Genomic DNA, 24267 nt, shown 5'->3' with positions numbered 1-24267 from the left:
TGAAATCTTCATAAATCAATGTATAATAGGACAGGTAAGCTTGATTGGAGTAATAAATTATTTGGTCGAAACGCTCAGGAGGGTATCATGTTAAGCGACAAGGTGCGTATTTTTTCAGGTTCGTCAAACCCGGTATTGGCTCAGAAAATTAGCGAAGAGCTTGGTTTGAACCTAGGTTCCATCAAACTGTCCCGTTTCAAGAGCGGTGAGATCTACGTTCACTACGAAGAGACGATTCGGAACTGCGACGTCTTTCTCGTTCAGTCGTTCTCGCATCCCATCAATGAGCACTTTGTCGAATTGTTGGTTATGATCGACGCGGCGAAGCGTGCTTCCGCAAGGACGGTCAACATCATTATGCCGTACTACGGATATGCTCGTCAGGAACGGAAGGCTGCGCCACGAGAGCCGATCTCGGCGAAGATGCTGGCGGATGTACTGACGACGGTCGGAGCGACTCGCGTCATAACGATCGATCTTCATGCTCCGGCGATCCAGGGCTTCTTCAACATTCCTGTGGACCATATGACGGCGCTGGACCTGATCAGCGATTACCTGAAGTCCAAGAACATTAAGAACCCGGTTGTCGTATCTCCGGATGCGGGCCGCGCGTCTACGGCGGAGAAGCTCGCCAACTACCTGGACACCTCGTTCGCCATCATGATCAAGAAGCGCTCCGCGCACAACGAGTCCTCCATTACGCACGTCATCGGCGACGTCGAAGGGCAGACGCCGATCATTATCGAGGACTTGATTGATACGGGCGGTACGATCGTGAACGTAGTCGAAAGCCTTAAGGAACGCGGGGCCGCGGATGTATATGTCTGCGCCACGCATCCGCTGTTCTCCGGCTCGGCCATCGAGCGTTTAGACCATCCATCTATAAAAGAAGTGATCGTGACCGATTCTATCATGCTGCCCGAGGAGACGCCGGAACGATTTAAAATTTTGTCCGTTGCGCCGTTGCTCGCGGAAGCGACTCGGATCATCCTGGACGGCGGCTCTATCAGCACGCTGTTCAAGAACAAAGGCGTATAATCGGAATATTCCAATTGCGAAAATCGCGGGCGGCCAGGAGGCTGTCCGCGATTTTCCCACATATTCTAGCATGTTGGGACATGCCCGGCTATGGTATAATCGTGCTGACGAAGGATAGAAAAGGAGGTGCCTTGCAAATGAACAAAAAAAGAATGGCGGTCGGCGAAGGCGCGAATACGAACATTATCTCTATACAGTGGGACGCTACATTCTTCTTCGAGCGCGCGGTACGCTCGCTGGACCGATTCCATTATGACAAGGCACTCAAATATTTCCGGAGAGCCGTAGAATACGAACCGGACAATCCCGTGAATCATTGCAATATGGCGGGTATTCTGTCGGAGATGGGCAACTATAAGGAGTCCAACGAGATTTTGGGCCGAATTATGGACGATCTCGACCCTATGATGACGGAATGCCACTTCTATATGGCCAATAACTTCGCCAACATGGAGTTGTATGAGGCCGCCGAGCAATCGCTCGTTAAATACCTGCAAGAGGATCCCGAGGGACAATACCTGGATGAAGCCGAAGAGATGATGGATCTGCTTCAATTCGAGCTGGAGCGGCCGATGGAGCTTAAGAGCATTAAGGCTCGCGAAGGCATGGTAGAGCACGACCAGGCACGCGCGCTGCTGGAGGAAGGCAAGTTTACCGAGGCCGTACGCATTCTGGAGGATATCGTAGAGGGGCAGCCCGAATTTCTTGCGGCTCGCAATAATCTTGCGCTGGCTTATTATTATATGGGATTGTTCGACAAAGCGAAGGAAGCCATTCGGAGTGTGCTAGCCCAGGATTCTGGCAATTTGCACGCGCTTTGCAATCTAGCGATTTTTTATCAGCACGAAGGAGACAAGGACAATCTCGCGGAGCTGGTGGATTTGCTGACCAAGACAGTGCCGTTTCATCAGGAGCATGTGTTCAAGCTCGCGACGACGATGGGCATATTGGGCGAACATGAGATTGCCTACAGGCATTTCATCCGTCTCGCCAAGGACTCTGAGGTACAGCAAGATCCGTGCCTGTTCCATTACGCCGCGGTAGCGGCATGCAACATAGGCAGACTTAACGACGCCGAGCGGCTGTGGAAGACGACGATGAAGCTCGACCCGAGCTCCGATGTTCCTCATTATTACATGCAGCAGCTCGAACAGCTCCGTCAGGGACGCGCCGCAGCGCCTATCAGCTATCATTACCATCTGCCCTTCGAGGAGCAGTTCAAGCTATGGGAGAAGTCGACGGACGGCATTCCCGATCATCTAAAGAGCGATCCGCTTGTCCGTTCCTCATTCTTCTGGGCGCTGCGGCATGGGGACCAGCATACGAAGCTGCAGGTCATTCAGGCGTTCGGCATGATTGCAGATAACGAAGTGAAGGACGTATTGCGCGCATTCCTGCTGGAGTCGGACGAAGACGATTATTTAAAAAAGATCGCGATTTTCGTCTTGCGCACGATCGGCGTGCAGGAGCCGCTAAAAGTCGTGCTGGAAGGCAAGGAGACGACCATCGAACCGAACCGCGTGCCGTCGAGGCTGCCGGAATGGCATGACAAGTGGGAGGAAGTGGCCCAAACCGCGCTGAGCCGGATGAGCAAGCATTATGATCTCGTCCAGCAGCATGATATGATGACATTATGGGTGGAGTTTTTGTCGCGCGTCTATCCCGACGTTCCCAAGCTGACGAAATCGGAAGGCTGGGCGGCGGCTCTCGAATACTTAACGGCCAAGATGCATCGTCGTGCGATCTCTTACCACGAGGTGTCCGTTCGTTATGGAACATCGATCGCGACGGTAAGCAAACACGTAAAGCTGATCGACAGCGCATGCGGCATCAAGGAGAAAATGAAGAGCATCAGCTCGTTTTTCTCCTCGCACGAACCCAACGAAGACTAAATTTGGCATGAGGTGAGAATCAATGTACAAATCCATTATTATCGGCACGGGACCAGCCGGACTGACGGCTGCCATCTACCTGGCGCGCGCCAACATGAACCCGCTCATTATCGAGGGACCGGAGCCGGGCGGACAGTTGACGACGACGACGGAGGTCGAGAACTTCCCGGGCTTCCCCGAAGGTATTATGGGCCCTGAGCTCATGGACAATATGCGTAAGCAAGCGGAGCGCTTCGGCGCGAAATTCCTGACGGGATGGGTCAACTCCATCGACCTGTCGCAGCGTCCGTTCAAGTTGCAAGTGGAAGGCCAGGGCGAGATCGTCGGAGAGAGCGTCATTATTTCCACGGGGGCGTCGGCTAAGTATCTCGGCATTCCGGGCGAGAAGGACAACGTGGGCAAAGGCGTTAGTACTTGCGCGACATGCGACGGCTTCTTCTTCCGGGGCAAAAAGATTATCGTGGTCGGCGGCGGCGACTCCGCCATGGAGGAAGCAAACTTCCTGACGCGTTTCGCCACGAACGTTGAGCTGGTCAACCGCCGCGACGAGCTGCGCGCTTCCAAGATCATGCAGGAGCGCGCCCGCGAGAACGAGAAGATCAGTTGGAGCCTTAACCGCACGCCAGTGGAAGTCGTGGCTAACGGCATGGGAGTAACGGGCCTCAAGGTGCGCGACAATGCAACTGGGGAAGAAGAGGTTATCGAAACGAACGGCATCTTCATCGCGATCGGCCATACGCCGAACACGAAGTTCCTCGGCGGGCAGATTGACACGGACGAATATGGTTACATTCAGGTCAAGCCAGGCTCCTCGGAGACGAATGTTCCGGGCGTATTCGCCTGCGGCGACGTGCAGGACAGCAAGTATCGTCAAGCCATCACGGCAGCGGGCAGCGGCTGTATGGCCGCGCTCGACTGCGAACGGTTCCTGGAAGGATCCATTACGCATGACTGGAGCCAGTCGCTGTAATCGACCATGCGGCGGCGGGAACGACGAGGAACGTTAAAGCGTGACCTGCGCGACGCTCGTCTGGGCACAACAGGCAGCTTGGGCTGTCCTCGCCGCGACCGCATAGATGGACTGCACCTGAGAAGTCGGCAATTATCAGGCGGCGGTCCTCTTCATTTTCGCGAATGAAACGCGTTGCACGCCATAGGATGAGGAAAGCCGTTTCACCTTGACCGACGCGGAAACAACGCTTATAGTTGGAACAGAGAATGTTAATTATGTAAACGAGGTGGCTATTGTCATGTCTGAGAAGATTTACGTGGGCGTCGATGTCGGCGGCACAACCATTAAGGTAGGCCTGTGCGACGCAGAAGGGCAACTCCTTCATACCTATGAAGGGGCGACGGAAACGGATAAAGGTACGGACGCTATTCTTCATAATATCGCGAGGTACGCGCGCAACATTGTAGAACAGTCTAATTACGGCTGGGAGCAAGTGGACGGCGTAGGCGTCGGTATCGCGGGTTTCTTGGACATCTCGAAGGGCTACGTGAAATATTCGGCAAACCTGTACATCGAGAATACGGATTTAAAGGGTTTCCTTGAGCGGGAACTTGGCAAAACCATTAAAGTGAACAACGACGCGAACGTTGCGGCGCTGGGCGAAGCATGGGCAGGCGCAGGCAGAGGCGTAGCGCATTGCGTATGTTATACGCTCGGCACTGGTGTCGGCGGCGGCATTATTATAGACGGCAAGATCGTAGAGGGCTTCAACAGCATGGCGGGCGAGCTCGGCCATATCGCGATCGTTCCGGATTTGGAAGCAATCCAGTGCGGCTGCGGCAAGATGGGCTGTCTGGAGACCGTATCGTCCGCGACAGGCATCATTCGTATGGCGAAGGACGCCGTGGCTCGCGGCGACCGGACGACCCTTGCGCAGGTGGAGAACATTATGGCGAAGGACGTTGTCGACGCGGCGAAAGCCGGCGACGAGGTGGCTGCGCGCATCGTGAGCCGCGCCGCTTATTATCTCGGCAAATCGATGGCGATGCTCTCCATCGTTTTGAACCCGCAATATTTTATTATTGGCGGCGGCGTATCGAAGGCCGGCGACTTCTTATTTAACCAGATTCGCGAAGTGTTCGAGAAATATACACAGGACCAAGCCAAGGAAGGCGTCAAGATCGTACCGGCTACGCTGGGCAACGATGCGGGCGTCGTAGGCGCTGCAGGACTCATTCTTAGAGGATAGTAGGTGTACGCATGGAAACGACGGCAACGCTTGCTAAGCTAGTGATCATTACCGGCATGTCGGGCGCGGGCAAGACCATTGCGGTGCAAAGCCTGGAGGATCTTGGATTCTTCTGTGTCGACAACCTTCCGCCGGTGCTCATTCCCAAGTTCGCGGAGCTCATCGAGCAGTCAAACGGCAAGATCGGCAAAGTTGCCCTCGTTATCGACCTGCGGGGACGCGAATTTTTCACGGCGCTGTCGGAATCATTGGCGTATATCAAAGATCATCATACAATAAGCTGCGAAATCCTGTTCCTGGACGCTACGGACGAAGTGCTCGTCCAGCGCTACAAGGAGAGCAGGCGCCGGCATCCGCTGGCGCCTCAGGGGCTTCCGCTGGAAGGCATCCATAACGAGCGCCGCTTGCTGGAGGATCTCAAAGGCTCGGCTTCCCAGGTTATCGATACGACCAGCCTGAAACCTTTGCAGCTCAAGGAACGTATCATTACCCATTTCACGAATGTGGAGCAAAGCAACCTCTCCGTTAATGTAACCTCGTTCGGTTTCAAGTACGGCATTCCGATCGATGCCGACTTGATCTATGACGTTCGATTTTTGCCCAATCCGCATTACGTCGAGCATCTGCGTCCCAACACGGGCCAGAATCCCGATGTCTACGAGTACGTGATGAAGTGGCCGGAGACGCATCAGTTCCTCGCGAAGCTGATCGATATGCTGCAGTTCCTCATCCCGTTATACCGCAAGGAAGGCAAGAGCCAGGTTGTGATAGGCATCGGCTGCACAGGCGGCAAACATCGATCCGTAGCCATTGCGGAGTATTTGGGCAAGGTGCTCGGCAGCAGCGACACGGAGCGGGTACGCGTAAGCCATCGGGATTCGGAGCGTGATAAGCATTGATTCGGGGGGAGAACATGCAGACGATCCAAAAGATTGTTCGTCGTCCCAAGATCGTCGTCATCGGCGGCGGCACGGGTCTCTCCGTCATGCTGCGAGGATTGAAGGAGAAGCCGCTCGACATAACGGCGATCGTTACGGTCGCCGATGATGGCGGCAGCTCCGGCATATTAAGAAATGAGCTGCAGATTCCGCCGCCGGGCGACATCCGCAACGTACTGATGGCGCTCGCCGACGTGGAGCCGCTGCTTGCCGACATGCTGAAGTATCGCTTCAAAAATGGCAACGGACTTGCGGGACACAGCCTCGGCAACCTGATGCTGGCCGCCATGACGGATCTATCCGGAGACTTCGTGACGGGCATTCGTCAGCTTAGCCAAGTGCTGGCCGTACGCGGGCGTGTGCTGCCGGCGGCAAATCGTGCAATCGTGCTTAAGGCGGAGCTTGAAGACGGAACTATCGTGACGGGGGAATCGCAAATCCCCAAAGCGGGGAAGGCGATAAAGCGCGTGTTCCTGGAGCCTGCCGATGTCGTGCCGCTCGCGGAAGCTGTGGAAGCCATCGAACAGGCCGACGCCATTCTGATCGGCCCTGGCAGTCTGTACACGAGCATCATGCCGAACTTGATCGTTCCCAAGCTGGCTCAGGCAATCGTGGAGTCGGAGGCAGTCAAGCTGTTCGTCTGCAACGTGATGACGCAGCCGGGCGAGACGGATAATTATACGGTCAGCAATCATCTGGACGCCATTCACGCCCATATCGGCCATCATTTATTCGATTATGTCATCGTAAACGACGGCGAGATTCCGCCGCAGGTGGAGAGCAAGTACGCCGAGCTTGGGGCCAAGGCTGTCCAGTTGGACATTGACGAGGTCACCCGCAGAGGGTACAAGGTTATCGCCGACAAGCTTGTGTTGTTCCGTACGTTCCTGCGTCACGACGCGGAGCGGTTAAGCCATCATATCTACAAGCTGGTGGAGAATTGGATGTTACGAAAGAGGTGAGGCAGAATGTCTTTTGCGGCCCAAACAAAAAAAGAGCTGACGATGGTAGAAGCGGACAGCTGCTGTGAGCGCGCCGAATTATCGGCCCTTATACGGATGAACGGTTCGGTCAGCTTATCCAGCCGCAAGGTCGTTCTTGACATCTCGACGGAGAATGCCGCGATCGCGCGCCGAATATATTCACTGATCAAGAAGCACTTCGACCTGCATGTAGAGCTGCTCGTACGCAAGAAGATGAGGCTTAAGAAAAATAACGTCTATATCGTACGTCTTCCCGCCAAGGTGCAGGAGACGCTGGCCGAACTTCGAATCGTCTCCGAAGGCTTTATGTTCAATGATGGCATCGACAAAGAGATCGTGCGCAAGCCTTGCTGCAAACGCTCCTACTTGCGCGGCGCTTTCCTTGCCGGAGGCTCTGTTAACAATCCGGAGGGTTCGTCCTACCATCTGGAGATTGCTTCGATGTACGAAGAGCATTGCGGCGCTCTCGTCGATCTGGCGAACAAATTCGATTTGAACGCGAGATGCATCGAGCGAAAGAAAGGTTTTATTTTTTATATCAAGGAAGGCGAGAAGATCATCGAACTTTTGAACATCATCGGCGCACACCAAGCGTTGTTCAAGTTCGAGGACGTTCGGATTATGCGCGACATGCGAAATTCCGTCAATCGGATCGTCAATTGCGAAACCGCCAATTTGAATAAAACGATCGGCGCTGCCGTTCGGCAGATCGATAACATAAAGCTGCTGGAGAAGGAGATCGGACTCGACAGCCTGCCTGACAAGCTGCGCGAGGTCGCGGTCATTCGGATGCAGCATCCCGACCTTAACCTCACGGAAGTAGGCGAGATGCTGAAAGGGCAAGTCAGCAAGTCCGGCGTCAATCACCGACTTCGCAAAATTGACGAAATGGCCGAAAAAATACGGTCCGGTTCAACTTTTGCCTAGTGCTACAGCCTGTAAAATGATATAATAAGTTGTAATTGGCTTTTCTGACGGTATATGTTCAATTCTAAGCTGTCACTAAGCGCACGGCGCTTATGTTAGCCTCAGAATTCAACGCGGAACGACGTCCCCCGCATAAAGGGCTTCGACAAGCGTTTCCGCTAGATGATTCAGTAAAATATAGGGGGTATGTTTCCATGACAAGGCTTCCGGTTGTCGTTCGGTTGAAGACTGGGCTTCATGCTAGGCCTGCAGCGCTATTCGTTCAAGAAGCGAACAAATTCTCCTCCGAGGTATTCGTAGAGAAGGACGATAAGAAAGTAAACGCTAAATCCATTATGGGCATTATGAGCCTTGCGATCAGCTCTGGTACTGAAATTTCAATAAGTGCGGAAGGATCGGATGCGGAGCAGGCTGTAAACGCTTTAGTCGCATTGGTCAGCAAGGAAGAGCTCGAGAACCAATAAGGGCAAGCTCGGATGGGATTTCCGTCCTTTCATGAGCAAAGCAAGGGAGTCTTTTGTGCGACGCAGAGGGTCGCATAGAGGGCTCTTATTTGCGTGCGCAGGGGTTGCGTTGGGAGGGCTCTAAGACACCCTGGCAGCTGGAAACAATAAAAAAGCAATGGCGGTGAACGGGTAGTAACATAACCCGAGCACCGCCATTGCTGCGTATATGAGGGGATGTCCTTAAATCTGTAACGTAGAAATTAGTCCCTTGAGCTTATCCGCCGACTTGTGCAAAAGTTCCCGCTCCTGCTCCGTGATCGTAATGTCCATCACTTGTCTGACGCCGCTGCGGTCGACGATACAAGGTACGCCCAGGTAAACGTCGGATACGCCGTGATAGTCGTTCAGCAAGGTCGAGACGTTGAGTACGGCGCCCTCATCACTCAGAATCGCTGTGCAGATGCGGTCGAGCGCCAGCGCGATGGCATAATAGGTCGCGCCTTTGGCTTCGATGATCTGGTAGGCGGCATCGCGAGTATTGACGAACACGTCTTCGCGGTCTTCCTCGGACAAAGTCAGCTTCGATCCGGCTATGTTGGCCAAGCTCCAGAGCGGCAGCTCGGAGTCGCCATGCTCGCCGACGATATGCGCATGCACGCTGCGAGGGTCGATATCCAGCTTTTGACCGATCAGGTAGCGGAAACGCGCACTGTCGAGAAGGGTGCCGGAGCCGATGACGCGATGTATCGGCAGCCCTGCTTTCTTATACGCCATATAGCTCATAATGTCGACAGGGTTGGAAGCGATCAGCAGGATGGCGTCTCCATTATACGGAAGCACTTGCTCGATAATGCTGTCGAAGATGGCGACGTTGCGCTTCAGCAGCTCGGTGCGAGGCTCGCCCGGCTTCTGGGCGGCGCCAGCCGTAATGATGATGATGTCGGCGCCTGCACAGTCCTCATAAGTGCCGGCCCAGACGGAGGCTTGACCGAGGAACGGCATGCCGTGATTCATGTCGAGCGCGTCTCCGGCGGCTTTGTTATGGTTGGCGTCGATGAGCACCAGCTCGTCCACGCGATTGCGAAGCAGCAGCGTATATGCAGTAGTCGAGCCGACGGCTCCGGTGCCGATAATAACGATTTTGGATTTTTTCATGGAATGGAATCGCTCCTTGTACTGGAATTCACGGCGATCGCCGTATGATACTGCGTTTAATCCTCGTAGAACGGCTTGTTGACGTAGTGGTACATCCATCCCATCAGGATGCCGCCGCCGATCAGATTGCCCAGCGTGACGGGGATGATGTTGTGGAAGCCTCCCGAATAAGAGAAGTTTCCGGGATCCAACACGAATGCGATGGCGAAGGTGCATAGGTTGGCAATGCTGTGCTCGTAGCCCGAGATAAAGAAGCAGAAGACGAACAACATCATGGCGAACATCTTGGCTCCGTCGCTCTTCATCGACATAGGAACGAAGAAGGCAAGGCAGACCAGCCAGTTACAAAGAATGGCCCGGAAGAACAGCTCCGAAGTCGGCGCGGTCATCTTTTTGTGCACAACCTCGAGCAAGAAAGCATTAACGTCGGGGCTTGAGAACAAGCCGGTCGTCCAAATCAGCAAGGCGAACGCGGCGGCGCCCAGGATGTTGCCTAAGTAACTAAGTACCCACAACCTGACGGTATCCAACCACCTCATGCGCTTGCGCAAAGCTGCGTATGTATAGTAGAAGGTATTACCCGTAAACAGGTCGCCTCCGCCGTAACTGATCAGAATGATGGCTGCGCCAAACGTGATTGCGGCCATGGGATAGGTCAGCGGCGAATTCTCCAAATAGAAGAAGCTGCCCGTCTTAAAGGCGACGATAACGCCGAACCCGATGAACATACTGGCCAGCATGGAGCGAGACAGGTAACGCCAGACGCTATTTTTGTATATGCGCAGCTTCTTTAGGGCGAGCTGCTCGACCTTGCTTAACGCTTCTACTTCCATGAGTAACACCTCTTGATGCATAATGGGCTGGTTGCGGGCTGCAGGCGATGGAACATCCTGCTAAAACCATAATAGCTTGCCGCACGATCGTGGGGAGTGATCTTTGTCACAGATGCGGCGTACAGACGAAAAAAAAGAGAAGCAGACCAATGGCTCATCTGCTTCTTCTAGGTGATGCCTTGCATTAGATCCTCTCGATAACCTTATCGACGAGTCCGTATGCTTGCGCTTCGGCAGCGCTCATGAAGTAGTCGCGGTCGGTATCCTGTTCGATACGGCTAAGCGGCTGGCCGGAACGATCCGCCAGAATGTTGTTAAGCTTGTCGCGCATCTTTAGAATGCGGCGGGCGCGGATCTCGATATCGCTCGCTTGGCCTTCGGCTCCGCCCAGCGGCTGGTGGATCATGACTTCGCTGTTCGGCAGCGCGTAACGTTTGCCCTTCGCGCCGGCAGTCAGCAGGAAGGCACCCATGGAAGCGGCCATGCCGACGCAGATCGTGGACACGTCCGGCTTAATATATTGCATCGTATCGTAAATGGCCATGCCAGCTGTTATGGAACCGCCAGGGCTGTTAATGTAAAGGGAAATGTCCTTCTCCGGATCTTCCGCGGCAAGGAACAGCATTTGCGCGATGATGGAGTTGGCGACTACGTCATTCACGCCGGAGCCAAGGAAGATAATGCGGTCCTTCAGCAGGCGGGAGTAGATGTCGTACGAGCGTTCCCCTCTGTTGCTTTGCTCAATTACCATAGGCACAAAATTCATTCTTAACCAATCCTCCTTAAGTGTTTGCGCAGCAAACGCATCTTCGTAAGCATAAACTCATCATGAAACGATAAGTAGAAATTTCGTATTCCTATCATAACGGATTGTTTTCAAAAAGTCAAAGAAGGTCAAATGAAAAAATACTTCGCCCGAACGGCTGATTGATCTGATCATGCAGGTCAAAAAAGTCCAAAAGAAATGATAAGATTTGTGCTATCCGATACGTCCTTCGCGGCCTATAGTAGAGGTATTGGTGTTAGCGCTTTCTTGGGATTATGGCATAAAATGCGAGTTCAAAAAGTTCGGTTCTCAGTACCGAGAAGATTGGATGAAGCTAGAACCTGAGGAGCGGAGCGTAGTGGAAGCTACGTGAGCACCGGAAGGTTCGGCTGAATTCAATATTCGATGTCGAGTCAGCTACTAGGATTACTTCGTAATGGGAAGCGGACTTTTTGAACAACCTCATAAAGGGGACTGGAAAAGATGAATGCGAAATTCGCGATAGAATGGAAGAAAGCGCCGATCGAGGGGGCCGTTACGGCGACCGTCGGCACGGTCGTTACGGCAATCGTACGGGGGAGCGGTAGGTCCGAAGAGGCTATCTTCTCCACGGACGGCGGTCCGGCGCGGCTGGAAGTAACCATTGAAACGGAAGACGAAACCGGCTTGCAGGGGATTCTGGTGAAAATCGATACGCCCGACCATCCTTTCAGTTTTTTCCTGAGGGACGTTAACAAAGCTTATCCGATCTACATCCCTGCTTACGGAGTCGCCGTTACGCAAGCCGAAGACGATCGGACATACGGGCAAATCGAACGCGACGTCAAGGCGTTGAACCTGGTTACCGAACTGCAAAGGATCGAGGACGAACCGGAAGAAACCTACGAGAACGCCGCCGAACATACCCGGGAGCTCGCTTCGCAGACCTGGCTCGGGTTGTCCCGCGATATGCGGATTTTCGGCGTCGGGTTTCGCGGGGTCGGCGGAGAGGAAAGGCTGTGGGATTGGGTGCAGCCGAGATTTCACGGCTTCGAAGCGAAGCTGCCGGAGAACGAAGACAAACCCGTCTGCTATCGGTATATGCTTGGCCGAGGCGTCGGCTGCGTGGACGGCGTCTCCCGCAGGCTCGAGGACGGATCGCTCCCTATTCTGCACGCCTCGATCGTGGATAACGACGTTGTCTACGACACGGTATCCTTCGCCTCTTACGAAAGCAGCCCTTTGAAAGCCGATACGTTAAGGGGCACCCATTATTTGGCCGCCGACGGCTTCGGCCACTTTCATATGCTGACGGAAGAGCAGACGGCGCTGCGGGAACGGCTCCTTCCGGAGGAGATGAACCAGGAAGAGGAGACGGTGCTTTACTTCCGGGCGGTGGCCACGAATAAAGCTCAGGTGCCCAGATACGCCTGGTTCAAGAACGTTGTTCCCAACGCTTTCGTCTTAAACGACGATAAGCAATACGAGTTCGACGGAGGCAACGGGTTCGTCCGCTACTCGGAGAATCGGGTTTGCTGCGTATCCAAGCTGGGCGGACAACCGCTTGGAACGGAAGAGACGGCCGTTCTCCTGGCTCCGGGAGAGTCGATCGCTTTCGAATTCTACTTGCCCCACCGCCCGATCTCCGGGGAACGCGCCGAAAGGTTGCGGCGGCAATCTTTCGAAGAGAGATGGACGGAGTGCCGCGCTTTCTGGCGGGAGAAGCTTTCCCGAGCGGCGACGATCAAGCTTCCCGAGCAGCGGATCGAAGAGATGGTCAAGGCCGGTTTGCTCCATCTCGATCTCGTCTCTTACGGCCTGGAGCCCGGCGGGACGATCGTTCCGACGATCGGCGTGTATACGGCGATCGGCTCGGAGAGCTCGCCGATTATCCAATTCATGGAGTCCATGGGATGGAACGGCGTTGCGGAGAGGGCGCTGCGGTTCTTCTTGGATAAGCAGCACGAGGACGGCCTGATGCAAAACTACGGCGGATATATGCTGGAAACGGGAGCCGCGTTATGGAGCCTCGGAGAGCATTACCGTTATACCCGGGACGAAGCTTGGCTTCTGGAGATCAAGGACCGTCTGCTAAAGGCGTTCGATTATCTGGCCAATTGGAGAGACCGCAATAAGACGAAGGAACTTCGGGGCAAAGGTTACGGCATGCTGGAAGGGAAGACGGCGGATCCGGAGGACCCGTTCCGCTCCTTCATGTTAAACGGGTATGCGTATATGGGGATGAGTCGGCTGGCGGAAATGTTCGCGAACGTCGATCCCGACCGTTCCGCGCGAATCGAGGAAGAAGCGCAGGCTATGAAAGAGGATATCCGTCAAGCTTTGTTCGTCGCGATGGGGAACTCGCCGGTCGTCCCTCTGGCCGACGGAAGCTGGGTGCCGACCGTTCCTCCTTGGGTAGAGCACAGAGGACCGCTTTCCGTTAACGGAGAAGGCGGCAAATGGCTGACGCACGGTTCGGTCGCCACTCGGGATTCCCTTCTCGGCCCGCTATACCTCGTCTTTCAAGAGGTCGTTACTCCGGATGAAGCCGCGGCGGATTTCATGTTGCATTACCATCAGGAATTGATGTGTACGCGCAACGTCGCTTTAAGCCAGCCTTACTACAGCATTCATCCGTGGGTGCATCTAAAACGCGGCGAGGTTAAAGCGTTCCTGAAAGCCTACTATAACGGCTTCTCCGGATTGGCAGACCGGGAGACGTATACGTTCTGGGAGCACTTCTGGCACGCCAGCCCGCATAAGACGCACGAGGAAGGCTGGTTCCTCATGCAGACCCGTTGGATGCTTTACATGGAAGACGGGGAGGAGCGGTTGAACTTGTTGCCGGGAATTCCGAGCAAATGGCTGGAGCATGGCAATATCATCGAGTTGGACGGAATCGCGACTTATTTCGGAGCCGTCACGCTAAGCGTCGAATCGAATTTGGAGCAACATGAGATCGTGGCGAAAGTCGTCTGCCGGTCGGACAGAAAACCGAACACCGTGAGCATCCGGCTCCCGCATCCGGAAGGCGCGATTCCCTCTCGGACCGTCGGCGGAACCTACTGCCCTACCGGGCAAAACGTCTTGATCGAACGATTCGACGGAAATGCCGAAATCGTGCTGCGATTCGATTAACGATGGCAAAAACGATGATATAATGACAGAAAAGGACGCTGCTTACGTCTCTCTGAGCATGCAAGAAGAGATGTACGTTTGTTTTCCGGGAGGTTATCGTATAAAAGCGAATAGCGTCGACACGATTAAAAAGAGGATGAAACTCCTCTTTTTTGGCTTACGCAATAAATTCATCCTGTTTAACACGGTCATCGGCATCGTGTTTATTACCGTTTTAAGCGCTCTCTTATCGCATTTTATGGAAAAGTACGCGAAGGAAAACATCAATCAGTACGTTACGAGCCTGAACGTGCAGATCAGCAATAGCATCGACCGCTACGTCGACGATATGCAGAAGGTGCTGATGATCCTCTCCGAGGACGCGAACCTCCCCGTGATCGCGGACAAGAAATTCGTCGGAACCTTCGAGGGGTATACGGCTTACAATCGTTTTTACGATAACATCCGATCCCTGATTTTTTTCAAAGGGTACAAATCGTTATCGGTCATCCTCTTCGACAGGCAGGAAATTCTGACGACGGATTTAAACGACGGCGAGGATTTCAAGTATATTCGCAATGCCCTGAATACGAACATGTACCGCGAGATCACCGATTCCGAGCAATCGATGGTGCTGCTGCCGGGCTTCTCCCTGTTGCCGGGCAAGGACAACAATACGTTATTCTCCCAGGCCATCAAGTTATGGGGCAACCTGCCCGGAGAAAAAGACTTCATGGTGCTGAGCGCGGACAAAGACCTGTTCTCGCAATTTCTCAACGGGGTCAACAACCAGGCATTCGACGATATTTTGATTACGACGGAGGACGGGAAGGTCATTTTCAGCCTGAATTCCGATGTCTCGGCATACGACGAATTCAGCAACAAGGACATCGGCCGGTTAGCCGAATTCGACACGCTTCGTCTCCATGGGTCAAGCTATTACGCCAACGTTAAAAATTCCGCGACGACGGGCTGGTACGTCGTTTCTTTGATTAACCAAAACAAGATCGACAAACAAATCAACGATTCGAAAATCATCATCATGCTGACGGGAATCATCGTGATGGCCATCCTGATTGTCGCCGTTCATCTATTCGTGACGAGGAGCACGCGGGATCTCAAAAGGTTATCCAAGACGATGAAAAACATAGAGAAATCGAACTACCAGATCCGAAGCGACATTAACCGGAACGACGAGATCGGCGATTTAAGCCGAAGCTTTAATGCGATGATCAAGAACGTGCTCGAGAACCAAGTGCTGCGCAACGAGGCCGAGATCAAGAGTTTGCAGGACCAGATCAATCCGCATTTCCTGTACAACACGCTCGACGCGATCAGCTCGCTGGCCATTAAACGGGATCACGTCCGAATCAACGGAATGGTGGAAAAGCTGGCCGATTTTTACCGCTACAACATGAACATCGCCAGCAACAACGTTGTGGAAATCGGAACCGAAATCCAGCACGTAAAAAACTATCTTGAAATTATCCAAGTTCGCTACGGCAGCCGTTTAAGCGTGAACTATGAGATCGACGAAGGGATGTCGGAATACCGGACGATTCGGTTCACGCTTCAACCCGTCGTGGAGAACGCGATCAAACATGCGTTTAACGAAATGTCCATGGCCTGCGTCATTGGGATCAAAGCCTACGAAACGGAGGATACGATCGTTCTGGAAGTGACGGACAACGGAATCGGAATCGAGGAGTCCAAGCTGCGCAAGATCATGCAAGATATCGATGGAGAAGCCTTTTTGTCTCATTCCGAGACTCGCGGGGGCGTGGGACTGAAAAACGTGAACATGCGGTACAAGCTGTTATTCGGCGGCGATTACGGAATCTCGATCGAAAGCGCCAAGGGGAACGGGACAAAGGTCGTCATTACCGGTCGCAAAATGAAATGAGGTGCATCCAGATGAAGGTCATGGTTGTAGACGATGAAGAATTGAGCAAGGACAAAATCGTTTATTTTCTGCACGGCAGCTCCGTTTCGTTCGAAAGCGTTTTAACGGCGGGCAACGGCAGGGAAGCGCTGGATTTGATCAAAGGCGGCGTAATTCCGGACCTGATCCTGACCGATATCCGGATGCCCGTCATGAACGGGTTGGAATTGATCGAGGCCGTAAAGGAAGAATATCCGGACATCCGGTTTATCGTGACCAGCGGGTATGCCGATTTCGACTACGCCGTCAAAGCGATGAAGCACGGGGTGACGGATTACGTGCTCAAGCCGGTCAAGGCCCAAGACCTCATTTCCGTGGTGGAGGCGATGCGGGACGCGATCGCGGCAGCCGGTCAGGCGAAAGAAGAGAGCATTCGGATCGAAACGGTCAGCCGGGAAAATCGCCGCATGGCGATGGAGAAGGAAATCTATCATCTGTTGACCGACAGACGGGACGATGAGATCGAGAAGAAGGATGCGGAACGGGAAAACGCCATTCTCAGACACGGCTCCTATCTCATTGCCTCGGTTAAGCTCCATGCCGGAGAACGACCGGTCGATGGTGAAGTTTACCGGGAATTGCGCAATCGATTCGACGATGAAACGGGACACGGCTGGATGATGGAAAATTACTTCGGCAAGGCTACGTTCATTCTGATATTCGGCGGCGAGGACGAAAATCAGCTCGCCGACGCGGCGTCCAAGGAAGCGCATCGGCTTCGCGCGTCGCTCGGCGACCGGCACGGCTTGGCGGTTACGATAGGCATAAGCCGACCTTGCGGCGATCCGAGGACGGCTTACCGGCAAGCCGCCATGGCGCTGAAAAACCGCTTTTGTTTCGGAACGGACCGTATCTTCCCGTATGCCGCGAACGAGGCTCGCAGCAATAGCGCTTCGCAATCGCTCGCGCTTAAATTCAAGCTGGCCGAACAAAGTCTGGAAAACAAAAGTCTTGCGAAAGCGATCGACCTTCTCCGCCATACCGCGGAGGATGTATTCGTACATTCGTTAGCCGAATGCCGGGAAGAGATTTCGATCGACTACCTGTTTAACGAGTACGTTAATCTGGTCATCCGGTTCTGTTTGAAAAACGGCTACGATTTCGTCGATCGGATCGATCCGGACGTTCTATCGGGGAGAGCCCTGGACGAACTCGAGGATCGCGGAGCGATCGTGAAGTCGATCGAGACGATGATCGAAAGAGTGTTTCGTTCCGCTCCGGGATCGGAAGGAGGAACCCTTCGGAATGCCGCTCTCCATTCGTCGGTCATCGATCAAATCATCGGTTACGTGTCCAGAAATATCGAGGAAGAGATCAACCTGCAGACGGTATCCGATAAATTCTCCATTAATCCTTCGTACCTTTCGCGCGTCTTTAAAGCAGCCACGAGTCAGAGCTTCGTCAAATACGTGACCGGGCTCAAGATCGACAAGGCGAAAGAACTGCTCGGGAACGGGGCGCTGGAAATCGCGGACATCGCCCACGGACTCGGATTTTCCGACCAACAGTATTTCAATCGGGTGTTCAAAAAAACGACGGGAACGACGCCGAGCGAATGGCGGAACAAGAGTAAAAAAAGTCCAAAAAACGCGTAAGATTCGTGCAAGATAAGCGGTTGTCCGATGCGTTAAAGTAGAAGTATAAGCAAGGCGCAATCGGCGAGAAGTCGAGTCCGTCACAAGTATCGCTTTAGAAGAGCCAAGGCGATGCGAGGAACGGCGGATTCTTCTCAGTTCATTGAGAAAGCGCTTACATTTTGGTTGAACTATTCTTTAAGTAAGCAGGTGAAAGGTATGAACAAGCTTTATCGTCAAAAATGGTTGATCGCGTTCGCGTTGCCCGGATTTCTGTTTTTTCTCGTGTTTTCCTATTTTCCGATGTACGGCATCGTCATTTCTTTCCAGGACTTCGACGTCTTCAAAGGCGTATTTCGAAGCGACTTCGTCGGATTCGATAATTTCAAAACGTTATTCGATATGCCCGATTTTAATAACGCGCTTCGAAACACGATCCTGATCAGCGCATTGAAATTAATCCTGCTCTTCCCGGCGACGGTCGTTTTTGCTCTCCTGATCAATGAAATTAGCACGGGATGGTTCCGGAAATTCGTTCAGACGACCTCCTATTTGCCGTATTTCGTCTCTTGGGTCATCGCGGCGGGAATCTGGTACAAACTCTTGTCCATCGACGGCGGAGTGGTGAACGACCTGCTCGTCTCCCTTGGGATCCTGAAAGAGCCATTTCATTTCATGGCCGATAAAGACGCATTTTATCCGATCATTTTATTTACAGAGGCATGGAAAAACATGGGGTTTAGCGCGATTATCTTTATCGCGTCGCTGTCCGCGATCGACGTCCAGCAGTACGAGGCGGCCAAGATGGACGGAGCCAACCGGTTCAGGCAAATCTGGCACATCTCTCTTCCCGGCATCAAAAACACGATCGTGCTCATGTTCATTCTCAATGCTTCGAACCTGTTAAGGGCGGGTCAGGATCAAATGTGGACGATGTCGAACGTAACCGTTCAGCAGCAGGCCGAAATTCTGGATACGCTCGTTCTCCGTTACTTGAAGGATATGGGCTTAATGGGGTATTCGATCGGAACGGCCATGGGCATCTTCCAAGCCTTTATCGGCCTGGTCTTGTTCATCGTGTGCAATTATTTGGCGAAAGCCGCCAAAAGCGATTCCATCCTATGATAACGGAGGCAAGGCTATGAACAAACGAAAACCAGACCTGTTCGCCGTGGTCAACGGCCTGGTCATGCTGCTCTTCACGCTGGCCTGCATCTATCCATTCTACTACGTCTTGATCGTTTCCCTTAACGATCCGCTGGACGCGCAGCGCGGAGGGCTCTATCTGTGGGTAAGGTCTTTCTCCTTCGAAAATTATAAAGCGATTTTCCAAACGTCGGAGCTGTTGAACGCCTATCAAATTACGTTGTTCCGGGTCATCGTCGGGTCCGTCCTGCATTTGCTCCTGACCGCGATGTTCGCCTTTGCGTTAACGAAGAAGCATTTCGTATTCCGCAGATTCCTGACTTGGTGGATGCTGATTCCGATGTATTTCTCTGGCGGTCTTATCCCGACTTACGTCGTTATGGATATGCTGGGTTTGGTCAACAACGTTATGGTTTACGTGTTGCCCCATTTGCTCGCGACCTTTCATATTTTGATTTTGCGAACCTTTTTGAACGAACTTCCGGCCGCATTGGAAGAATCCGCGGTTATCGACGGAGCGAGCGATTTTTCCCTTTTCTGGCGAATCGTCGTTCCGCTGAGCACGCCGGTGCTGGCGACGGTTGCGCTGTTTATCGGGGTATTCCACTGGAACGATTGGTTTTCCGGATTTACCTATATGACCAGCGAAGACCTTTGGACCGCCCAGAACGTGCTGCTGAAAATCATTCAGACCAACGAAGCGTCCAACATCGCGTCTATTTCCAAGATGGATGCGGGCTTCAAAGCGACCGTGACGGCAGAGTCGGTCAAAATGGCCATGCTGGTCATCACGACGGTTCCGGTTATCGTCGTCTATCCTTTTCTACAGAAGTACTTCGTCAAAGGCATGATGTTAGGTTCGGTCAAAGGTTAATCGGACAGGCGATATGAGTACCTAACGGTATTTATATATAATGAAATCAAAAGGGAGAGGTTAGCATGACGATGAAAAAGAAAATGTTGGTTTCGCTGGCTACGCTGGCGTTGGCGACTTCCAGCGTTCTGGCCGGCTGCGCCAAAACGAACGATGCGCCCAAAGCGTCCAGCCCCGAGGAGTCTTCGTCCGGACAACAGGCGACCGCTTCGGCCGCGCCCCCGGAGGAAGCGCTTCCGTCGGAGCTTACCGTTTCCATGTTCAACTGGGGATGGCCGACCGTCGAAGAATCGAAGGACAGAATCGGACCCGTGCTCGCGAAAGAACTAGGCTTCAACGTGAAGCTAAACGTATTCAAAGTAGGAAGCTCCGACGAAGCGGACAAGAAGCTTCAGTTGTGGGCGGCCACGAAAGCGGCTGACATGCCGGACATCTTAATGACGACAAGCTCCACGTTGGCGGCGCAAACGATTGATGCGTTAGGAAGAAACGACATTCTGTTGGACTGGAACGAGATCTTGGACCGGATGCCGACGTATAAAGCCCAAGTTAGCCAACTGCTGCCGTTAAACAAAGATGTGGAGACCGGGAAGCTGTTCCGCGTGCCCCAGGGGTATGAATCGCCGAAGGGGACCAAGCCGGCTACCGCGCCGCTCATTCGGAAAGATTGGCTCGATGAGCTTGGCCTGCCCGTACCAAAGACAACGGACGAATTGCGGGATACGTTGATCGCGTTCAGGGATAACATCAAGCTGCCCGACGGGCAGAAGGTCATTCCTTCGATCGATTTCGGAGAGATGTTCTGGAACAATAAGTACATGTTCGATAATCCGGAATACTCGTATGCGGGCTCTGGCAACATTACGGTTGGTCTAAACGATTGGTTTACGGATAAAACAGACGGTAAAGTCAAACGGCATGACATGGTTTTTTCGGATAATCTGTTCGAGTTTCTGGCCTATTACAACTCGCTTTTTAAAGAGGGCTTGATCGACAAGGAAAGTTTGACGATGAAGTACGGACAATACATCGAGAAAGCGTCCAGCGGCCGAGTGGGATTGTTCGGAACATGGGGCACGCACGTCATGACGGTCAACGATAGCTTGGCGAGCGTGGATCCGGACGGTTTGTTCGTCGGAACGACCGTGTTCAGCAGCAAGACGAACCCATCGCTAGACCCGACGTTTATTAAGAAAGCCCTGTTGGGAGTCAACTCGTACTGGATTATTAAAAAGAGCATCAGCGATGAAGATCTGAATGCGTTTATCAAGTTTATGGAGTATACGATGGGAGAAGAGGGTTGGAAGTTGACCACCTTCGGAGAAGAAGGAAAGGATTGGGAGTACGATGCAAACAATAAAATCGTAGATACCCAGGCCAGCATCGAAAAGTTCAACGGAAGCCTCGTCGCTAAAATTCCGGAAGGGATCTACTATTACAGCCCTTCTCCTAACTTTGATCTTCAGGTCAAATACTATGCTCCGACCGCGTATGACGAAAGGCCGGACGTCGTAGAAACGTTAAAAAATATGGGTTATGTCGAAGGCGAACCTGTCTATAGCTATATAACCGATAAAGCCCCGTACGTCCTCCCGGGACCGATCGAACTGAAGAAGGGCGCAGGTTACGCAACCCGTTGGAAAGACATGGTCGTGGCCGGCGTGCTTGCGAAATCCGAGGATGAAATCCGGGACATTATCGCGAAGTGGCAAGAAACGGAAGTAAAACTGGGGTACGAAGAGATTTCGGAGGAAAGAACGAACAATTTGAAAACGGTTCCTGATTTGGAATAAGTTTATGATTCAGATGCGGAGTTTCTCCATGCGCAGAACTCCGCATCTCTTTCCGCAATAAATGAAAGCGCTATTATAACATAAAGGAGGAATTATTAATGAGAAAAGCCTTATCTTTTAGTGTTAGGAAGAGGATTTCTATTTGGTGCGCGGCGTTGGCCGTTTGCGTACTCGCGACGGGAATTGGCGGGCCCCCTGCCCATGCGGTTGCGCCCAATGTCGATCCGTTTCCCATAGGCATATTCTGGTCTCCGGATGCCGCGAACACCACGAGCGCGAAATATCAAGAGATCAAGGATATGAACGCGACTTACGTGCTTCTGTCTAACGGAATTTACGGTTATGAACTGACCGACGCGGCATTAACGCAGTGCGCGGCGGCCGGGCTGAAATGCGTCATTCAAGATAATCGATTAGGCTCGCATAAATTCTATGAGGAACAAACATTGGGCAACGACGGAAAGTTCGTATCGAACACTCAGTCGTTAGGGCAAACGTTTACGACTCCGGCACATCCGGATACGGCGCTCGATACCGTTCAACTCCATATCGATAAAACGCAGTGGACGGCCGGAAAAACACTTACATTAAGTCTTTACGATTCTCCGGGCAAGACGAATCTAATCGGCAGCGCCTCCATTACGGGGCCCGTATCCGATGATTATCCCGTTTTCGGTCTTTACAAATGGTTGAGCCCCAATACTTCGTATTATATGGAGCTTACGAGCAACGACTCCGCTAACATCGGTTTGGTGGCCGGAAGTATAACGGACGTGTATAGCGGGGGGATGGCTTATCAGGGCGGCTCGCCGATCAGTACTTATGATTTCTGGTTCAAGCTGCATTACGGCCAGAAGATGTATAGCGGCGGGTCGGAGCCTTCGGCGGCGGAAATTCAGGAAATCGCCGATCATTACAAAACGAATTCGGCGCTTCTCGGATATAATCTCATGGACGAACCCTCGGCCGAAGCGATGACGGGTCTGCAACGAACGGCAGAGCTCTTCAGGCAGGCAGATCCCAGTCATTTGACGTACGTGAACTTGCTTCCTACCTATGCGGGCAACCTCGGTTTCGGCGGACGGACGGGCGTATTCGTAAATCCGGCCCAATCGGTAGGACAGTCTTTCAAGACCAATTCGAAGACGACCGAGATATCCACGATTCAATTGAATATCGACAAGAGCCAATGGGGGGCGAACGAGCCTTTGACTCTGAAGCTGTGGAATTCGCCCGCCAAAACGGCGTTGATCGCGCAGCAGACGCTGTCGGGGGCAAGCACGGATTATCCGCTGTTTACTTTAAATGCATCCGTCAGCCCGCATACGTCCTATTACTGGGAGCTTACCCATGGAGGCGGCGGGGACAATTCGGTCGGTTGGGTCGTGAAGTCGGCGAGCGGAACGGAATGGGAGAAAGACGGCACGGCTTACGTGGCGGGAAGCTCCGCGGACGGCGACTTCTGGTTTACGCTGAATCAAAACCTGACGGCTTTCTCCTACGAAGATTACGTTTACCGCTGGGCTAGCAAAGACCCCGATTTCATGATGTACGATCATTATCCGTTCAGCTTAGGCGGCGGGATCAGCGCCGATTATTATTCCAATATGGAAATCATCCGCAGGCAGTCCTTGGCGGCATCGATCGACTTTTGGACCTATATTCAATCGGTCGGCATCACCGGGGCGCTTCGGGCGCCTACGGAAGGAGAAATGAGGTACCAGGTATATACGAGCCTAGCCTATGGGGCTAAAGGGATCAATTACTTTACCTACGAGACCCCCTCCGGACAAGGAGAATCTTTCCATGACGGCATTTTGTTGCCGGACGGGTCCAAAAACGCTTCGTATACGCATGTCCAAAATATGAACGCGGAGGTATTGAAACTTGGACCTAAGCTACTGTCGCTGACCTCCCGGGCCGTTTATCATACCGGAACGCTGCCCGCGGGCACGACCGCGCTGCCTTCGGGCTTTGTCCTTCAGCCGTCCAATCCTTCGGATCCGTTAGTAATCGGATACTCGACGGACGCCGACGGACGCCGATATGTCATGGTGGCTAACCGGGATACGGTCAATTCGAGAACCGTGTCGTTCACGCTTTCTTCCAAACCGGGCACGGTCACGGAAATCTCCAAAACGACTGGAGGCGAAGCAGCCACGAATTACAATCCGGCCACGGGTACAATGTCGTCTGCTTTTGCTCCGGGAGAAGGCAGATTGTACGCTTTGCCGATAGCCCCTTCGAACCTGGCTCTTCATGCCGCGGTCACGGTAAGCAGCGAATATTCGGGCTGGCCGAAGAGCAGGCTTACGGACGGAAACAGAATGACGAATTTTTCGACGCAGACGGGAATAACGAGCGACCATGCCGAATGGATCGAAATCGATATGGGGCTTCCGGTCTCCTTTAACAAGGTTGTTCTTGTCGGGCGTACCGAGCCTTACGGCTACCCGAAAGACTTTAAGATTCAAGTGTGGGATGGAGTCAATTGGCAGGATCGGGTAACCCGAACCAACGAAGCTCAGCCTGTCTCGGGAGCGGCGCTTGCCTATACGTGGGGGTACGCCGACACGACGAATAAAATCCGAATATCCGCATCGGGGCTGCGCCCGGACAATAACGGGCATTATGTTCTTCAGCTGGGAGAGATCGAAGTTTAT

General features: G+C 53.1%; 18 protein-coding genes. 15 read left to right on the top strand and 3 right to left on the bottom strand.

Features of this window, described 5'->3' with window-relative positions:
• The first annotated feature begins 87 nt into the window (after positions 1–87).
• From PAT3040_RS18525 to PAT3040_RS18490, 8 genes are all read left to right on the top strand, one after another.
• Positions 88–1038: a ribose-phosphate diphosphokinase gene (locus PAT3040_RS18525; protein ID WP_087571751.1), complete on the top strand. Its 951-nt coding sequence runs from the start codon at positions 88–90 to the stop codon at positions 1036–1038.
• A gap of 137 nt (positions 1039–1175) precedes the next feature.
• Positions 1176–2930, top strand: a complete 1755-nt coding sequence (locus PAT3040_RS18520; RefSeq protein WP_087571752.1) for a tetratricopeptide repeat protein — start codon at positions 1176–1178, stop codon at positions 2928–2930.
• A gap of 22 nt (positions 2931–2952) precedes the next feature.
• Positions 2953–3900: a thioredoxin-disulfide reductase gene (gene trxB, locus PAT3040_RS18515; protein WP_087571753.1), complete on the top strand. Its 948-nt coding sequence runs from the start codon at positions 2953–2955 to the stop codon at positions 3898–3900.
• 280 nt (positions 3901–4180) lie between these two features.
• On the top strand, positions 4181–5131 hold the full coding sequence (locus PAT3040_RS18510) for an ROK family glucokinase (protein WP_087571792.1): 951 nt from the start codon (positions 4181–4183) through the stop codon (positions 5129–5131).
• Between the two features lie 11 nt (positions 5132–5142).
• A complete protein-coding gene (gene rapZ, locus PAT3040_RS18505; RefSeq protein ID WP_087571754.1) occupies positions 5143–6030 on the top strand; it encodes an RNase adapter RapZ in 888 nt (295 codons plus the stop codon).
• 14 nt (positions 6031–6044) lie between these two features.
• Entirely contained in the window at positions 6045–7031 is a 987-nt protein-coding gene (gene mgfK, locus PAT3040_RS18500; protein ID WP_087571793.1) for a gluconeogenesis morphogenetic factor MgfK, read from the top strand.
• A 6-nt stretch (positions 7032–7037) separates the two neighbouring features.
• A complete protein-coding gene (whiA, locus tag PAT3040_RS18495) occupies positions 7038–7979 on the top strand; it encodes a DNA-binding protein WhiA (protein WP_087571755.1) in 942 nt (313 codons plus the stop codon).
• A gap of 194 nt (positions 7980–8173) precedes the next feature.
• Positions 8174–8443 (top strand): HPr family phosphocarrier protein, encoded by a 270-nt coding sequence (locus PAT3040_RS18490; protein ID WP_068678916.1) that lies wholly within the window; start codon positions 8174–8176, stop codon positions 8441–8443.
• A 222-nt stretch (positions 8444–8665) separates the two neighbouring features.
• Here PAT3040_RS18490 and PAT3040_RS18485 read toward each other — a convergent pair whose 3' ends face one another.
• From PAT3040_RS18485 to clpP, 3 genes are all read right to left on the bottom strand, one after another.
• Positions 8666–9580, bottom strand: a complete 915-nt coding sequence (locus PAT3040_RS18485; protein ID WP_108993890.1) for an L-lactate dehydrogenase — start codon at positions 9578–9580, stop codon at positions 8666–8668.
• A gap of 56 nt (positions 9581–9636) precedes the next feature.
• Positions 9637–10413: a formate/nitrite transporter family protein gene (locus PAT3040_RS18480; RefSeq protein ID WP_108993889.1), complete on the bottom strand. Its 777-nt coding sequence runs from the start codon at positions 10411–10413 to the stop codon at positions 9637–9639.
• Between the two features lie 184 nt (positions 10414–10597).
• Positions 10598–11179 carry an ATP-dependent Clp endopeptidase proteolytic subunit ClpP gene (clpP, locus tag PAT3040_RS18475; RefSeq protein WP_108993888.1) on the bottom strand — a complete coding sequence of 194 codons (582 nt, stop codon included), beginning with the start codon at positions 11177–11179 and terminating at the stop codon, positions 10598–10600.
• A gap of 483 nt (positions 11180–11662) precedes the next feature.
• Between clpP and PAT3040_RS18470 the strand changes: the two genes are divergently transcribed.
• The 7 genes from PAT3040_RS18470 to PAT3040_RS18440 all read left to right on the top strand — a co-directional run.
• The gene (locus PAT3040_RS18470; protein ID WP_108993887.1) at positions 11663–14296 is read left to right on the top strand and encodes a glucosidase family protein; all 2634 of its coding nucleotides are present in this window, start codon (positions 11663–11665) and stop codon (positions 14294–14296) included.
• Between the two features lie 22 nt (positions 14297–14318).
• Positions 14319–16178: a sensor histidine kinase gene (locus PAT3040_RS18465; RefSeq protein WP_181376708.1), complete on the top strand. Its 1860-nt coding sequence runs from the start codon at positions 14319–14321 to the stop codon at positions 16176–16178.
• A gap of 11 nt (positions 16179–16189) precedes the next feature.
• Complete coding sequence (locus tag PAT3040_RS18460) at positions 16190–17812, top strand: response regulator (protein ID WP_181376707.1); 1623 nt, start codon at positions 16190–16192, stop codon at positions 17810–17812.
• A gap of 198 nt (positions 17813–18010) precedes the next feature.
• The gene (locus PAT3040_RS18455) at positions 18011–18916 is read left to right on the top strand and encodes an ABC transporter permease (protein ID WP_179215904.1); all 906 of its coding nucleotides are present in this window, start codon (positions 18011–18013) and stop codon (positions 18914–18916) included.
• A 16-nt stretch (positions 18917–18932) separates the two neighbouring features.
• Positions 18933–19811 carry a carbohydrate ABC transporter permease gene (locus PAT3040_RS18450; RefSeq protein WP_108993884.1) on the top strand — a complete coding sequence of 293 codons (879 nt, stop codon included), beginning with the start codon at positions 18933–18935 and terminating at the stop codon, positions 19809–19811.
• Positions 19812–19876: 65 nt separating this feature from the next.
• Positions 19877–21604, top strand: coding sequence for a type 2 periplasmic-binding domain-containing protein (locus PAT3040_RS18445; RefSeq protein ID WP_108993883.1), 1728 nt, complete (start codon positions 19877–19879; stop codon positions 21602–21604).
• A gap of 98 nt (positions 21605–21702) precedes the next feature.
• Positions 21703–24267: discoidin domain-containing protein (locus PAT3040_RS18440; protein ID WP_146200459.1), on the top strand; the 2565-nt coding region annotated here is incomplete at its 3' end.

The sequence above is a fragment of the Paenibacillus agaridevorans genome, from assembly GCF_003112455.1.
Lineage (GTDB): Bacteria > Bacillota > Bacilli > Paenibacillales > Paenibacillaceae > Pristimantibacillus > Pristimantibacillus agaridevorans.
The sequence above is the reverse complement of the archived record's forward strand: the minus strand, read 5'-3'. Positions and strand labels throughout refer to the sequence as shown.